Here is a 12,729-nt window from a genome sequence, read left to right on the forward strand (position 1 = left end):
GGTAAAAGTATGAATATAAATAGTGAGTCAAAAGGGGTTTTTAACTGTATTTTCTTATAACTAAACATTAGAATATAAAGTATATTGTAATATACTTTATGCGTTTTTTGGTTTAATTGTGTATATTATGATATACTTTATTATATTTGTATAATACTTTTTTAAAATATAACTAAATATACCTTATATGATTTTTTTGTTTATAAAGTATATTTTTGTATACTTTAAATTTTAAATTATGGATTTAAATAGATTTTCGGATAATGATGTTTTGTTAGAGCTTACACAACGCGTAAAAAAGAGAAGACTTAATCTTAATATCACACAAGAAGAGCTTTCTAACAAGGCAGGTGTGCATGTGCAAACAATAAAAAATTTCGAGTCCGGTAAAGCGACAACTTTACTTACATTTATTCAAATATTACGGGCTTTTGGAGAGCTTGATGCTTTAAGTTCTTTTTTGCCTGATCCTGGTATTAGTCCTATTGAATTATTAAAATTAAAAGGAAAAGAAAGAGAAAGAGCTTCTGGAAATTCAAAAGATAAACCAAACAAGTCATCATGGTAGATGTAATAAAAATAACACTCTGGGGAAAAGAATTAGGGGCTTTAAGTTGGGATAATGATAAGAAGTATGCATCATTTGAGTATTTTCCTGAATTTTTGAATAATGATTGGGAGGTTTCTCCTATACATATGCCTTTAGGTACATCAGAGAAAAGAATATATAGTTTTCCTCGCCTTAACGAAGATACTTACAAAGGACTTCCTGGAATGTTATCAGATGTATTACCTGATGATTTTGGAAATAGGTTGATAGACCAATGGTTATTACTTAACAATATATCCAAAACAGAATTTACTCCTTTAGATCGTCTATGTTATATAGGATCTCGAGGTATGGGCGCCTTAGAGTTTCAACCCGCGAGAAATTTAGGGAATAAAGTAGCGAGTAATGTAGTAATAGACAAATTAGTTATACTCGCTCAGAAAGTTCTAGATTCTAGAGAGCAAATTGAACTTAATATTGATGAAACTGAACATTTAAATGAATTAATAAAAGTAGGTACTTCTGCTGGAGGGCAAAGAGCAAAGGCAATTATAGCATACAATTCTAAAACAAGTGAAATTAAATCCGGTCAAACAGATGTTCCTGAAGGTTTTGAACATTATCTGTTTAAATTTGATGGAGTAAATGATGTGTCTCTAGGAGATCCACATGGTTATGGGAAGATAGAATATGCATATTATTTAATGGCTTTGGATTGTGGGATTGAAATGGAACATTCTCAGTTGTTTAAGGAACATGACAGAGCACATTTTATGACCAAGCGATTTGATCGTTTACCTAATAATAAGAAGTTGCATATGCAGACATTATGTTCTTTAGCACATTTTGATTATAAATCTCCAGGAGCATATTCTTATGAGAATGCATTTGATATTATGCGACAACTTAGATTACCGCATCGAGATGCTATCCAGTTATATAAAAGAATGTTGTTAAATGTTATTGCAAGAAATCAAGATGATCATACCAAAAACATTTCATTTTTAATGGATGAACTAGGAGTGTGGAAATTAGCTCCTGCATATGATATTACATATTCTTACAATCCAACAGGGATATGGACTAGTATGCACCAAATGTCAATTAATGGAAAGAGAAATGATTTTACTATTAGCGATTTATTAACTGTAGGGAATAAAATAAGTTATAAAAACAGCAAGACTGAAATACAACAAGTATTAGATGTTGTAGCTAATTGGAGTTACTATGCTAACAAAGCTGGAATACCATCTAAACAAGCCAATAAATTACAACAAGCATTTAGAATGAATTTATAGATGAGTACAAAAAAGAAATCCAAATTAAGTTATATAACTACTAAAGGAATATTTTATATCACATTATTAGTTATAGTTATTACAATACTTCAGGTTTGGCAATTTGGATTAGAAAAGGAAAGAACTATTATAGAAAACTCTGTCTTATCCACGACAATACTATCTGTGATTTTTTTTCTCTTTATTACAATCGGTCTATATTATGGAGTAAAACTAAAAGATAATTTGGGTAAAATGACAGATCGATTAGATTATAATAGGGAAGGTGTGTCCGATTTTTTTAATATAGATGCTGATATACCAGATGTTGGTGATGGATGCGAAGGTATTGTATTAAGTATACTATTATGGATTCTAATAACTATTTTAATAGGAGTATTTTTATGGTTGTTTGGAGGAGTGCTATGGAGTGTTTTAATTACATTTTTAGCGATGCTTTATTGGATTTTCTTTAGGGCATTACGTTTGGTTTTTAAAAAATCTCCAGTTTGTAAAGGTAATCTTCCCAAAAGTATTAGATATGGGATTAGTTATACAGTATTATATAATTTTTGGATTTATATAATAATTTTGATAGCTGAATTTATAAAACAATAATTATCGAGCATATAAGTACCGAGAAATTTGGTGAATTATTTAGGGCAAAAAAATTCAAAATTTGATTACGATAAGCGGGGTAAAATGTTTCAACTTAGAAACTAATTTAAGACTCATTGTACTTATATACTCAAATAATAAGGTGTTGTTCTAGTTAAAATCTTCTCTCAGATAATACATTAACTTAGATTTGTCTGTAAAACTTTTAATTGTAATAATTTCACCGTTTAATTTATTATAAATTATTTCAGCGAATAAAAAGTCTATGTAGAATATACTGTAGTAAAAGTCTCTATTAGCATCGTTTATAGAAAAAAGGTGTATTCCTTTATTCCAAATGTTACGATATTTCTCTGCTAAATTTTGCGAATTAAACCGCTTCTCTAGGGTAGTTTTTTGCATAAGCATTATGATTTTAAGATTTAAGGCACTACTAAACTACGGAAAAACCGTAAATAAACAAACATTAAAACGGAAAAATTTGAAAATTCCCCATTTATTACTTGTAAATTATTAAAAAGTACTATTTAAACGTTATTATTAATTAATGATGTAAATAGAATAAAATATTATTTTCGTAGCTTAAAAGTAAAATTATATTGGCTACAGTTTCTCAAAATATATTTCTAACTAGAAAAGAAAAACAACGTTGTGTTTGTTGTGGTAAAAAAATTCCTTTTGGCAAATCGTTTGTTGCAGAAACCGAAGATCATAAAGGTACTTGTTTTGCTTGTTCCCCATTTTTAGGATACTCCTTATTACCGGCAGGAAATGCAGCGATGACTAGAAGGTCTAAAAAACACTCAAAACTTTGTGGAGTCGTTTTAAAATGGAATCAACGTAGAAAGCGATACGAGCGTAAAGGGCAATTTGTAGAAGAAATAGCAATTGAAAAAGCAAGGTTAGAGTGCGAAAATGATAGAGAAGCTAGAGAACTTAAAAATAAAAAGGCAGCTATTGTAAGAGAACAGAAAGATAAAGTGTATATCTTAAATTTTGCAAATGCAATAAGAAATAAATATCCTAATTGCCCTCAAAAGCGAGAGTTTAAGATAGCATCGCATGCTTGCGAGAAACATAGTGGAAGAGTAGGGCGTACTGCAGACGCCAAAGAATTTGACCCACAAATGATTGACTTGGCTGTACAAGCACATATACGGCATACAGAGACTAATTACGATGAACAATTTGGTAAAGGAAAAAGAAAGACTGAGATTAGATCAGATGTTCAGTCAAAAATTGAGAGTGTTTTGAATAAATGGAAATAGTAAGTACTATATTCTAATATTCTAAGTGTAAAATTATTTAAGTTTTTAGAGATGGCAAAAAAAGGTAGAGAGAAAAATACATTAAATAAAGCAAAACATTCAAAGCTTATGAATCGCAAAAAGAATAAGCTTAAAAAAGAAAAAGAACAAAGGGCAGAACGATTAAAAGCGATAGTTCGAAAAGCTAATGAATCCAAAGAAAAAAGCTCTGATAATGAATAAATGTTATTGTGGTAAAGAAGTGTCCTATAGCGATTGTTGTGGTAAGGTTCATAAAGACATACTAAAAGCTACAACTGCCGAAGATTTAATGAGATCTCGCTATAGTGCTTTTGTTTTGGCTAATGGTGATTACTTAATGAAAAGTCATCACAGTACTACACGCCCTTTAAAAGAAAAGAAATCTATTGTTGCCTGGACTAAATCTGTTAATTGGGTTAAGCTAGAAGTTTTAAATACTACAGATGGATCAGAATATGATAAGAAAGGAACCGTGGAGTTTAAAGCTTTTTACTTTGAAAAAAATAAGATAGAATGTATTCACGAAAACTCTGCATTTATTAAAGAAAACGGGTATTGGGTATATCTAGGCGAAGCTTAAAGATTATGTATCTCATAATTGGTGCTTAAAAATATTTGGTCTTCCTACTTAACGAATTTTTAAAGATATTCTTTCAACAGGGTAGTTTAGCAATTGTATTGTTTGCTTTTTTTGGTTTATTGACCGATAAATGTCAGGTAATATTTCTCTTCAGTTTAAAAACAACCTACTCTTTTATTTCTCAAAATATATCTATGTATATCCATCAACATATAAACTTTTTCAAGAAAGGGGGTAACAAAATAATCTCCCTTTTTATATAAGTATGTAAAATCAAAACGCGCGCTTGATAAATACACTTTTTTTGAGGTGGCCGAAAATCATAAAGAGTAGGCAAAATCTAAACATACAAATAATGAAAAAGGTATTCTTATTACCCAAAGGCTTAGACAAATTTTCTACAAAAGAGCTTAAAAATATGGAGGCTATTTTAGGAGGAACTGTAGATGTACCGGATATTATATATTACCCAACTAGTGGTGGTAGAAGATGTGCAGAAGGCCAGGTTTGGTCAGAAACATTACAGCGATGTGTTCTTGTTGCTGTCGGAAACCCAGTTCAGCACAGGTAAATGATTTGGTTTTATATCCAAACATATATTGATAAATAGGTTGTTTAATCAACCTATAAAATACTAAGCGGAGTGGAGTAAACTTGTACAATTTTTATTCTCCAAACTTCGCTTAGTATGTTTAATACTCTTAACTTTTTAATTCCTTATTCATGCAATTCGATGCCTTAATACTCAAAGTAGCTAGTAGATGTAATCTTAATTGTTCCTATTGTTTTATGTATAATCTTGGTGATACTACATATAAGGGGCAACCTAAATTTATGTCGTATGAAATAATTGATTCCATTTTAGAAAAAACCAGACGATATATTCAGAAATATAATAAAAAGGAATTTTCTTTTATTTTCCATGGCGGAGAACCTTTATTAATAGATAAGGAGTTTTACAGAACTTTTGTAGCTAAAGCTAATAACATCAATAAACTGCTTCCTAATGTCATTTTTAAGTATGATATACAAACCAATGGAGTTTTAATAGATGAGGATTGGTGTACACTGTTTAGAGAATTAAATATTTATCCTAGTACCAGTGTAGATGGCACAAAAGAAGCGCACGACATGTTTAGAGTAGATCATCGGGGAAATGGTAGTTATGATCAAGTATGTAGAGGAGTTAAGTTATTAAAAGAGCAAATAGGATATGCTGATACAGTTTGTGTAGTAAATATTAAAGAAGATGCAGATACTATGTATAAAAGTTTCAAGAAAATGAATGCAAATTCTGTAAATTTCTTAATTCCAGATTATACACATGATAATTTTCCCTTTGATAAAAATAAAACGGAAATGGCTGATTGGTTAATTAAGCTATTTGATGTTTGGATACAGGATTCTGAACGATATAAGATTCCTATTTTTATAGGGTTAGTAAATAGGTTGTTAGGTGTTACCGAACAAACAAATAATGAATCTGCCGTTTTGGTCATCGAAACAAATGGAGAAATAGAAGCGATAGATTCTTTAAAAGCTTGTGGACATGGTTTTACAAAATCAGGAATTAATGTATTGCACAATGATTTTTCTGATATTAAAAAATCTCCTTTAGGGAAGTTGTATTTTGAAGAAAGTACAACAAAGTTGTGTGGTCAATGTCTTAGTTGTCCAATAAAAGAAGTCTGTCAGGGAGGTAGGTTGGTTCATAGATATAAAAAAGAAAATGGTTTTAATAATACATCTGTATATTGTAATGATCTTATAAAGTTGATAGCTCATATTCAGAATACCTTAATGACTATTTTTCCTAAATTATATAGTCAGAAAAATATAGATTGTATAAAAAGTGAAGAAATTATTCAATATTTGAGTAAGGAAAGGAGAAATTCTTCTACCAATTCAATGTTCTCTATAGAGTTAGAGTATTTTGCTTCCAGCTAGAATTGAAATTTTAAGTATTCTGATTATAAAGAACTGTTTACATTCATTTTAGTACTAATAGTTTCATTATGAAAAAAAATCTTCAAAATAATGATCATTCAATGGGCGAATTTGCTACTGTTGATCAATGTTCGTTAAGAGGACATTTACGTTGTGTATATACTACTGGTAAAGAAGTGTATCGAGATGGTCGTAATGGTCGAAAAACAATTCATTGGTGGACTATGTCTTATATCGGAAGAGCTTGTACTAGAAAGTGGGGTAAACGAGCTGGAATTTTTTATGAAGCTTTATTCGTAGTCCCTCATTACATTGGAATATTCTTTGGAAACCTTCTTGGATATTGTATGTTTTTAGTTTTAGGAAGTAAGAAATGATTCATCTAATTCATTATTTGAATTAGAATTATTTTGTAAATATTACCACAATAATTGACCTGTTATTGTGTTTAAGTAATGTTAATTTTATGAAATAATTATGAAAAATTGGCTAATTATATTTTCATTCATTTTTTGTTGTTCTTCTATTATTGCTCAAAAGGAAATTAAATTTTCTAGTTACTTTAAAACCAATAAGGCGAACTTACGGCTTAGTGATTTCTCAAGACTTTCTAGGTATATTGATTCAATTTCGAAATTAAAAAACGTTGGTAAAATAAAAGTTTTTGGTTATTGCGACGATGTAGGAGAAGAAGCTAATAATCTTATGTTATCTCAAAAAAGATCAGAATTCGTCTCTGAACAAATTAAGGTTAAAGCAAATAAGCAGACGGTACTATTTTCTCCTGTAGGTAAAGGGGAGTTACCAATTGATGACGAGAGTGATTTTTCTGTATCGGAACAAAGAAAGAAAAACAGAAGAGTTGATATTATTGTTTATTTCAATGATAAAAATCGGATTATTGATGACTATCATGAGAAGGGTGATAAAATTATTTTAAATAATGTTTTGTTTCAAGGTGGTAAAACTTTATTCTTACCAAGAACGGATTTTGTATTACATAAATTGGTAAAAGAATTAAAAGAAAAAAGAAGTTACATATACAACTTCAAGGTCATATAAATCAGTTAAAACCTCAGCAGATGGCTGACTCTACATTATATAGACCCGAAGACAATTTATCTACACGAAGAGCAAAAAAGGTATATGATTTTTTAATTTCTAATGGTATTGATAAAGAACGATTATCTTACATAGGTTTCGAGGGTAAATTTCCGTTAGGTACATATCCGCAATATAATAGAAGAGTAGAAATAGAAATAACGGATATCAAAGAATAATATAATTCTGTTAAAAACTTGTTTTCTTTTTCTCCTAAAAAAATAAGTTATTTGTTCCCGGAAAAAAAAGTAGTCATTGGAAGAACAAATTATTACAACGAAGAAGTTTACTCGAAATAATTTCTTTAAGAATACCTATTGTGTGTTTAAAGGAGTACGTTTAAGAGAAATTTCTAGGAGAAAACCTCATTATCGCAGTGAATCGGGTAGTACCTATTATTATACAACTAATGGAGTATATCGTCTATCTAATCATTGGGGTAGAGCTGCTAAGTGTAATTGGAGATTGGTCTCAGAAATTCCTGTGGAGATTGATGATCTACGATTAGGGTATGCTGATTGGACTGATTTTAGAGAAAACCTAGATCAAGATGTGGATGCATATTATATTGCTGTAGATTTCGAAACCAAAACTGTTAGTTATAAGCATAAGGACAATCCTGCTTATGATCATATTGCAATTATTAGACCTGTAGATGCTACTCGTAAATTGATTAAACAGATAAAAACTCTTTTAGAAGACCATAAATGGGCAAAGTACTATGATTATGAGGATTTAGATGAGTTCCGTAAAGAAATAGTTATGGAATTAGTAAACACAACCAAAACACTACATGATATTAGAAGAGAATTAGCATCGGGCTAAAACTATTCGGGCATTATTACATAACTGTTATCGTCAGGTACCTTTGGAAATTGTTTGTTCCTCCATTTTTCTTTTGCTTCTTCTAGTTTAGTCGAACTAGAGGAAACAAAATTCCAATAAATATGGCGTTCTTCAGGAAATGGTTGTCCTCCGAAAAGTAAGATGTGTGTATTTGGTTCTAAAACTATGGTACATGTATCTTCTATTTTAGAAACTAGCATATTTCCTTTTGGGATTTTGTTTTCACAAGCTTGTATTTCTCCTTCAACAATACAGATACCTATTTCTCCTCGTAATTCGCCTTTGATTTGTAATTCGTAACGTTCATTATTTTTTACTTCTACCATAAAAAGTTCTGAATGCACAGGCAACGATGATATTCTACCATATCCTTTTCCGGCAACTAACTTAAATTCAGTTGTTCCATCATTCCAAGAAGGGATTTTAGTTTTATCTAAATGATGAAATTCTGGTGCTATATTTTCTAAATGTTTTGGTAGTGCTACCCAAATTTGATATCCGTGTGTTATAAATTCTGTACCGTCCCTCATATCCTTAGGAGTACGTTCGGTATGTGTAACTCCTTTTCCGGCAACCATCCAATTCACAGAACCTGGAGAAATACGTTGATTGGTACCAATACTATCCTGATGCATAATTTCACCATCTAATAAATAAGTTAAAGTAGATAATCCAATATGTGGGTGTTGATCTACATCCATATATTTCCCTTTTTTAATTGTTGTAGGACCCATATGATCAATAAAAATGAAAGGACCTACCATTCTTTTTTTTCGAAAAGGAATAAGTCTCCCAACAAGAAAATCACCAATATCTCTACTTCGTTCTTCAATTATTAAACCTTGATTAGACATGAAAACTGTTTTTATTTCATTTTAAGTTTCTAAAATACACTTTTTACCTACAGTATTTCGTTAAATAAGTATTAACGATTGATTGCAATTAAGAGGATGTTCATACCTTAAAATAATTTACTATCTTTTCCCTAGCAATATTAAACAACCACAACTAACCAATGGAAATATTCTCCTCGTATAATTTAATAATCGAAGTTTCACTAGTCCTTATTTTATCCTTTATTTTTAATGGAATAGCAAAGAAAACTAATATTCCAGCTGTATTAATGTTGATTATATTAGGTATTATTATTCAGTATGCGATTAAAGCATTTGGAGCGGGATCTTTTGATTTTTTCCCGATGCTAGAAATACTTGGAATTGTCGGGTTAATAATGATTGTGTTAGAAGCAGCATTAGAATTAAAGTTAAAAAAAGAAAAATTAGTTCCTATCTTAAAATCTCTTGGGATTGCTTTAATAGGGCTTGTTGCGTCTGCATATATTGCTGCGGTAATATTAAAGGCACTTATTGATGGAATGACGTGGCAATCTGCTTTGTTATATGCTACTCCATTATCTATTCTATCAAGTGCTATAATTATTCCAAGTGTAGCCGGATTGTCAGAAGCAAAAAAAGAATTTCATGTGTATGAAAGTACATTCTCTGATATTTTAGGAATTATGATGTTTTATTTCCTAACAGGAAAACTTAATCCCGCAGAAGATGCTGGAGTCTCAGGGTTTGCATTTAATTTAATTATTACGATTATTATATCACTAATTGCTAGTTATGGTATTATTTTAATTTTTCAGAAAATAAAAAGCCAAGTAAAACTCTTTTTACTAATTGCTGTTTTGTTATTGTTATATGGAGTAGGAAAAAAAATGCATTTATCCTCTTTGATTATCATTTTGATTTTTGGTCTAGTAATCGCTAATATGAAATTGTTTTTTCAATGGAAACTAGAAGGTTTATTGGATTTTGAAAAAGCAAAAACAATTTATCACGAATTACACGTGATTACTGCAGAAACTGCATTTGTAGTACGAACATTGTTTTTTGTGATTTTTGGTATTACAATTACATTATCTTCTTTATTAAATTTAAAAGTGGCTTTAATAAGTATCCTTATTATCATTTCGATTTATTTGATTCGATATGTATTATTACGATTATTTGTTGGAAAAGATATTTCGCCTCAGTTATTTATTGCTCCCAGAGGATTAATCACAGTACTATTATTCTATGCAATACCTGCAGAGGCAATGATTCCAGGTTTTGAACCAGGAATTTTATTATTTGTAATCATTGGAACTAGTCTTATAATGACTGGCGGTATGATACGTGATAATAGGGTGAAAGCGGTAGCACTAACTCCTGAAGAGATTGAAGAAGCAGCTGATGCAGAAGTAGCTTATATCATGAATACTACAACCGATCTTAGCGAAATTGAAGATTCCTCTGAAGAGGAAGATGATGATGAAATTTATGAATAATTAGTAAAAATGAAACGATTACATCGCTTAACAGCTATTTTAGTTAAGTTACAGTCTAAAAAAATAGTTCAAGCTTCAGATTTAGCAGAGAAATTTGATGTAAGCATTCGTACTATTTATAGAGATATGCTTGCATTATCTGATGCTGGTGTTCCTATAGGAGCCGAGGCAGGTACAGGTTATTTTTTGGTTGATGGGTATTCTCTTCCCCCAATTATGTTTTCAGAAAAGGAAGCGAATGCATTAATAACTGCTGCTAAGATTATTCATACTAATAATGATGAATCACTTATTTCTGATTATAATACTGCTATAGAAAAAGTTAAAGCGATTCTGAATACAACACAAAAAGAAAAGTTAGAACTTTTAGAAAAAAGAATTGTTAGTCCTCCTTATAAAAAGTCTCCAGCTAGTACTTATTTATCAGTAATTCAAAAAGCTATTACAGATTTGAGAGTACTAGAAATAGAATATACAGCTGCTTCTACAGAATATACCAAACGATCAATTGAACCTTTAGGCGTATATTTTACGAATACTATTTGGGTGTTAATAGCTCATTGTAGATTACGCAATGATTATAGGGAATTTAGGACAGATCGAATTATCAATTTAATAGAAACTTCAGAGTTATTCCCTCCAAAATTTTTCACTTTAGAAGAGTACTTCAAAAAATATATGGAACATTAAAAATACTACTGACATAAGGTTGTCACACTCTACTTGTAGTTTTGGTGAAAATTAGAATATGTATCACTTAATTCACACAATTATGCTTAGTATGTTTTTATGCTGCGCAACTACATTTAGTCAAAACCACAACCTTATGAAAGACAAACCTTATTCAATTGAAATCGTATTATTCGAAGTAATGCCAGGTTACACCGCAGAACAAGCCAAGAAGGCTATAGTCTCTTTAAATGATATCGTTAAATTATATGATGGATTTATAGATAGAACAACCGCAAGTAGTGTCGATGGTAAGTTTATTGATCTACTATATTGGACAGATATTAAATCAGCTAAACTAGCTGGAGAAGATATTATGAAAAACCCAAAAGCGTTAGAAATTTTTGAAGTTATAAAACCGGAGTCAATGCAGATGTTTCACATGGATGTTTTTAACCAATTCGAAGAATAATCATATATTTAAAGAGAATGTACTATGTTATCAGATTTAAAACCTATTATGCAAACAAGTAAAAAGATTCCAGAGCACATCATAAATCGAAAAGGTCCAAGAAGTGCTAAAGATTTAGATCCGGAAGTATTAGAATATTTAAATAGAGGCTTAATTGAGACAGCTAACCTTATGGAATGGTTAGCTGTGGATCAATTAAAATTACTAAAATGTATACTAGATGATTTAAACAAATCTAATTGGTATGATAGTTTTTATGAAGCAGTGTCTGATCAAAAAAAACCAAGTGCCAATACCAATACAAAGGTTATTGGAGTTACTTTTGCCCAATTGACCAATGACCGTAAAATAATTGACTATTTGTCTAATCATCCTTCTGATGTATGTAGATGTTGGGTAACTCAGTATTATAGTGGATTAGAAATGTCAATCACAGAAAGACTCCATACTAATAAGCCATTTGCTGCAGATCCACATTTTGGGGTTAGAGAAGTTGCAATCTTTGCAACAAAGGAATACATAATTCAAGATTTAGATCAATCTATTATGATATTATCTAATTGGACAAAAGATACCGATGAGAATGTTAGACGCTATGCAGTAGAAACCATTAGGCCGATAGGGGTTTGGACAAAAAAAATAGACGAACTTAAAGAAACTCCTGAAAAAGCAATTGAAATTTTGGAAGCGTTAAAATCTGATACATCAAAGTATGTAAAAGATGCTGTAGGTAATTGGTTAAATGATGCAAGTAAGACAAGACCAGATTGGGTTCTTAAGATATGTAAAAAATGGGGAGAAAATAGTCAGTCTAAAGATACTAAGTATATTATTAAAAAGGCTCTAAGGACCATCAATAAGTAGCTTGCTAGTAGTTGTTAACTGTTGTCGATTTATCAACAATTATCATATTATTATCAAATCGAAAATAATGCTGCTAAATAATTATTAAATAATCATTAAATCTTATTCTTTTTAAAATTTATATAGGTAAATGTTTTCAGCTTTTTTATAGCTTTAAACTCCTGTTGGAAGTTATTAACAA

The 12,729-nt window shown here is 30.3% G+C and carries 17 protein-coding genes; 16 read left to right on the forward strand and 1 reads right to left on the reverse strand.

The window, feature by feature from the left end; translation table 11 throughout:
• Positions 1–238: 238 nt before the first annotated feature.
• From NMK29_RS08395 to NMK29_RS08450, 12 genes are all read left to right on the forward strand, one after another.
• A complete protein-coding gene (locus NMK29_RS08395) occupies positions 239–568 on the forward strand; it encodes a helix-turn-helix transcriptional regulator (protein WP_108804315.1) in 330 nt (109 codons plus the stop codon).
• Positions 562–1,848: a type II toxin-antitoxin system HipA family toxin gene (locus tag NMK29_RS08400; RefSeq protein ID WP_108804314.1), complete on the forward strand. Its 1,287-nt coding sequence runs from the start codon at positions 562–564 to the stop codon at positions 1,846–1,848. Before NMK29_RS08395 ends, NMK29_RS08400 begins: the two co-directional genes overlap by 7 nt.
• Positions 1,849–2,445, forward strand: a complete 597-nt coding sequence (locus NMK29_RS08405) for a hypothetical protein (protein WP_108804313.1) — start codon at positions 1,849–1,851, stop codon at positions 2,443–2,445.
• Positions 2,446–3,044: 599 nt separating this feature from the next.
• On the forward strand, positions 3,045–3,713 hold the full coding sequence (locus tag NMK29_RS08410; RefSeq protein ID WP_108804311.1) for a DUF2293 domain-containing protein: 669 nt from the start codon (positions 3,045–3,047) through the stop codon (positions 3,711–3,713).
• 51 nt (positions 3,714–3,764) lie between these two features.
• Positions 3,765–3,935 (forward strand): hypothetical protein, encoded by a 171-nt coding sequence (locus NMK29_RS08415; RefSeq protein WP_199915052.1) that lies wholly within the window; start codon positions 3,765–3,767, stop codon positions 3,933–3,935.
• Entirely contained in the window at positions 3,928–4,314 is a 387-nt protein-coding gene (locus tag NMK29_RS08420) for a YchJ family protein (RefSeq protein WP_108804310.1), read from the forward strand. The genes NMK29_RS08415 and NMK29_RS08420 overlap by 8 nt, the downstream gene beginning before the upstream one ends.
• Positions 4,315–4,669: 355 nt before the next feature.
• The gene (locus NMK29_RS08425; protein ID WP_027391388.1) at positions 4,670–4,885 is read left to right on the forward strand and encodes a hypothetical protein; all 216 of its coding nucleotides are present in this window, start codon (positions 4,670–4,672) and stop codon (positions 4,883–4,885) included.
• A gap of 152 nt (positions 4,886–5,037) precedes the next feature.
• Complete coding sequence (locus NMK29_RS08430; RefSeq protein ID WP_108804308.1) at positions 5,038–6,261, forward strand: radical SAM protein; 1,224 nt, start codon at positions 5,038–5,040, stop codon at positions 6,259–6,261.
• A 68-nt stretch (positions 6,262–6,329) separates the two neighbouring features.
• Positions 6,330–6,638 (forward strand): hypothetical protein, encoded by a 309-nt coding sequence (locus NMK29_RS08435; RefSeq protein WP_108804307.1) that lies wholly within the window; start codon positions 6,330–6,332, stop codon positions 6,636–6,638.
• Between the two features lie 100 nt (positions 6,639–6,738).
• On the forward strand, positions 6,739–7,323 hold the full coding sequence (locus NMK29_RS08440) for an OmpA family protein (protein WP_108804306.1): 585 nt from the start codon (positions 6,739–6,741) through the stop codon (positions 7,321–7,323).
• A complete protein-coding gene (locus NMK29_RS08445) occupies positions 7,320–7,541 on the forward strand; it encodes a hypothetical protein (protein WP_234424308.1) in 222 nt (73 codons plus the stop codon). Before NMK29_RS08440 ends, NMK29_RS08445 begins: the two co-directional genes overlap by 4 nt.
• 76 nt (positions 7,542–7,617) lie before the next feature.
• Positions 7,618–8,187 (forward strand): hypothetical protein, encoded by a 570-nt coding sequence (locus NMK29_RS08450; protein WP_234424303.1) that lies wholly within the window; start codon positions 7,618–7,620, stop codon positions 8,185–8,187.
• A 2-nt stretch (positions 8,188–8,189) separates the two neighbouring features.
• Here the strand turns inward: NMK29_RS08450 and NMK29_RS08455 are convergent, their stop codons facing one another.
• Positions 8,190–9,062 (reverse strand): pirin family protein, encoded by an 873-nt coding sequence (locus NMK29_RS08455; RefSeq protein ID WP_108804304.1) that lies wholly within the window; start codon positions 9,060–9,062, stop codon positions 8,190–8,192.
• 161 nt (positions 9,063–9,223) lie between these two features.
• Here NMK29_RS08455 and NMK29_RS08460 point away from each other — a divergent pair, with 161 nt between their 5' ends.
• The 4 genes from NMK29_RS08460 to NMK29_RS08475 all read left to right on the forward strand — a co-directional run bounded on the left by NMK29_RS08460 (position 9,224) and on the right by NMK29_RS08475 (position 12,548).
• Positions 9,224–10,543, forward strand: coding sequence for a cation:proton antiporter (locus tag NMK29_RS08460; protein ID WP_027391394.1), 1,320 nt, complete (start codon positions 9,224–9,226; stop codon positions 10,541–10,543).
• A 9-nt stretch (positions 10,544–10,552) separates the two neighbouring features.
• Positions 10,553–11,233, forward strand: a complete 681-nt coding sequence (locus NMK29_RS08465; RefSeq protein WP_108804303.1) for a YafY family protein — start codon at positions 10,553–10,555, stop codon at positions 11,231–11,233.
• Positions 11,234–11,369: 136 nt separating this feature from the next.
• Positions 11,370–11,684 carry a hypothetical protein gene (locus NMK29_RS08470; protein ID WP_108804302.1) on the forward strand — a complete coding sequence of 105 codons (315 nt, stop codon included), beginning with the start codon at positions 11,370–11,372 and terminating at the stop codon, positions 11,682–11,684.
• 48 nt (positions 11,685–11,732) lie between these two features.
• A complete protein-coding gene (locus NMK29_RS08475; RefSeq protein WP_108804592.1) occupies positions 11,733–12,548 on the forward strand; it encodes a DNA alkylation repair protein in 816 nt (271 codons plus the stop codon).
• Positions 12,549–12,729 lie beyond the last annotated feature (181 nt).

The sequence above is a fragment of the Aquimarina sp. Aq107 genome (genome assembly GCF_943733665.1).
Lineage (GTDB): Bacteria > Bacteroidota > Bacteroidia > Flavobacteriales > Flavobacteriaceae > Aquimarina.

Coding starts and splice junctions, on each gene's coding strand:
- NMK29_RS08395 (WP_108804315.1), top strand. CDS start 239: ATGGATTTAAATAGATTTTCGGATAATGATGTTTTGTTAGAGCTTACA.
- NMK29_RS08400 (WP_108804314.1), top strand. CDS start 562: ATGGTAGATGTAATAAAAATAACACTCTGGGGAAAAGAATTAGGGGCT.
- NMK29_RS08405 (WP_108804313.1), top strand. CDS start 1,849: ATGAGTACAAAAAAGAAATCCAAATTAAGTTATATAACTACTAAAGGA.
- NMK29_RS08415 (WP_199915052.1), top strand. CDS start 3,765: ATGGCAAAAAAAGGTAGAGAGAAAAATACATTAAATAAAGCAAAACAT.
- NMK29_RS08420 (WP_108804310.1), top strand. CDS start 3,928: ATGAATAAATGTTATTGTGGTAAAGAAGTGTCCTATAGCGATTGTTGT.
- NMK29_RS08425 (WP_027391388.1), top strand. CDS start 4,670: ATGAAAAAGGTATTCTTATTACCCAAAGGCTTAGACAAATTTTCTACA.
- NMK29_RS08430 (WP_108804308.1), top strand. CDS start 5,038: ATGCAATTCGATGCCTTAATACTCAAAGTAGCTAGTAGATGTAATCTT.
- NMK29_RS08435 (WP_108804307.1), top strand. CDS start 6,330: ATGAAAAAAAATCTTCAAAATAATGATCATTCAATGGGCGAATTTGCT.
- NMK29_RS08440 (WP_108804306.1), top strand. CDS start 6,739: ATGAAAAATTGGCTAATTATATTTTCATTCATTTTTTGTTGTTCTTCT.
- NMK29_RS08455 (WP_108804304.1), bottom strand. CDS start 9,062: ATGTCTAATCAAGGTTTAATAATTGAAGAACGAAGTAGAGATATTGGT.
- NMK29_RS08460 (WP_027391394.1), top strand. CDS start 9,224: ATGGAAATATTCTCCTCGTATAATTTAATAATCGAAGTTTCACTAGTC.
- NMK29_RS08465 (WP_108804303.1), top strand. CDS start 10,553: ATGAAACGATTACATCGCTTAACAGCTATTTTAGTTAAGTTACAGTCT.
- NMK29_RS08470 (WP_108804302.1), top strand. CDS start 11,370: ATGAAAGACAAACCTTATTCAATTGAAATCGTATTATTCGAAGTAATG.
- NMK29_RS08475 (WP_108804592.1), top strand. CDS start 11,733: ATGCAAACAAGTAAAAAGATTCCAGAGCACATCATAAATCGAAAAGGT.